This is a genomic window from Microbacterium sp. H6, from assembly GCF_003314775.1.
GTDB classification, from domain to species: Bacteria; Actinomycetota; Actinomycetes; order Actinomycetales; family Microbacteriaceae; genus Microbacterium; species Microbacterium oxydans.
The window spans coordinates 20,006-21,492 of the sequence record NZ_QOAY01000035.1 but is presented as its reverse complement, the minus strand read 5'-3'; the positions used below and the strand labels follow the sequence as shown (position 1 = coordinate 21,492).

Sequence of the window (1,487 nt, the reverse complement as noted above, 5' to 3'; positions counted from 1 at the left end):
TGAGCACTGCGGCCAGAAGGCCGGCGGCGATGGCGCCGGCGGGGAATGCCGCGATCGCGAATCCGTACCCGAGATTGTCCAGCCCCAGAGCGGACTTGATCTCCGGGTACCGCGGGAGGATGTTCGCGAACAGCGCCCCATTGGTCAGGAAGAGCGCGGAGACGGCGATGCGCGCGCGGCGGGATGCCTGGTCGGGCACAGGTCGTCGAATCGATTCGATGGAGGCCATGCCTACGATCGTACGGTGCACAGCAGGCCGCGACCGACACGATCACGCATGTGCCCCCGACAGTGCTCCCTGCGTCGCAGCTCTACTCATCCCCGACGCAGGCCGCAACCCCGTTTCCGCGCGCGCATCCTCGGGCCTACGCTCGTGCCATGTCCGAACTCACCCAGCCCACCGGTCGTGAAGAGGCTCTGCGCGCCATCCCCCGCGACGACGGGACTCCCCCGCGTGCTCTGGTGCTCGGGGCGACCGGCTACATCGGCGGTCGACTGACTCCGCGGCTGCTGAACGCCGGATACCGCGTGCGTGTGCTGGCACGGGACGCGGCGCGGGCGGCGTCGTTCCCGTGGGGCGCCGACTGCGAGATCGTCGAGGGGTCGGCGGATGATGCGGATGCCGTCGCCGCGGCCATGGACGACGTCGACGTCGTCTACTACCTGATCCACTCGATGTCGGCCGGCAAGGGCTTCGAGGAGAGCGACGAGCGCGCGGCGCAGACGGTGGCAGAGGCGGCTGCGCGAGCGGGTGTGCGGCGGATCGTCTACCTCGGCGGTCTGCATCCGGATGATGCACAGCTCTCCCCGCATCTGCGCTCGCGTGTGCGGGTCGGCGAGATCTTCCTGGACTCGGGAGTGCCGACACTCGTGCTGCAGGCGGGCGTCGTGATCGGATCGGGATCGGCGTCGTTCGAGATGATCCGCCACCTCACCGACGTGCTGCCGTACATGCCGGCGCCGAAGTGGGTGCGCAACCGGATCCAGCCCATCGCCGTGCGCGACGTGCTGCACTACCTCCTCGGGGCAGCGCAGGTGGATTCCGACGTGAACCGCGCTGTCGATATCGGCGGCCCCGACGTGCTGCGCTACGGCCAGATGATGAACGGCTACGCGGTGGAGGCGGGACTGCGCCAGCGGGCCATCGCCGCCCTCCCCGTGCTGACTCCGGGCCTCGCTTCGCACTGGGTGAATCTCGTGACGCCGGTCCCGCGGTCGATCGCCCGCCCGCTCGTGGCGTCACTGCAGAACGAGTGCATCATGAAGGATCACGCCATCGACGAGCTGATCCCCCAGCCCGAAGGCGGTCTGACCCCGTATCGGCGCGCGGTCGACCTGGCGCTCGGCCGCGTGCGAGGCGACACCATCGAGACCAGTTGGCAGGACTCCGAGGTCTCGGGCGCTCCGAGCGACCCGCTGCCGAGCGATCCCGACTGGGCGGGACGCACCGTGTTCACCGACTCCCGTTCGGTCACGACGACCGCGTC

General features: G+C 69.6%; 1 protein-coding gene and 1 pseudogene. One reads left to right on the top strand and one right to left on the bottom strand.

Annotated elements, in window-relative coordinates; translation table 11 throughout:
* Positions 1-229: pseudogene (locus DSP71_RS22975) on the bottom strand (MFS transporter); the annotation flags it as partial.
* Positions 230-378: 149 nt separating this feature from the next.
* Here DSP71_RS22975 and DSP71_RS22970 point away from each other — a divergent pair.
* The coding region (locus DSP71_RS22970; RefSeq protein ID WP_258546220.1) for an NAD(P)H-binding protein at positions 379-1,487 on the top strand (1,109 nt) is incomplete at its 3' end.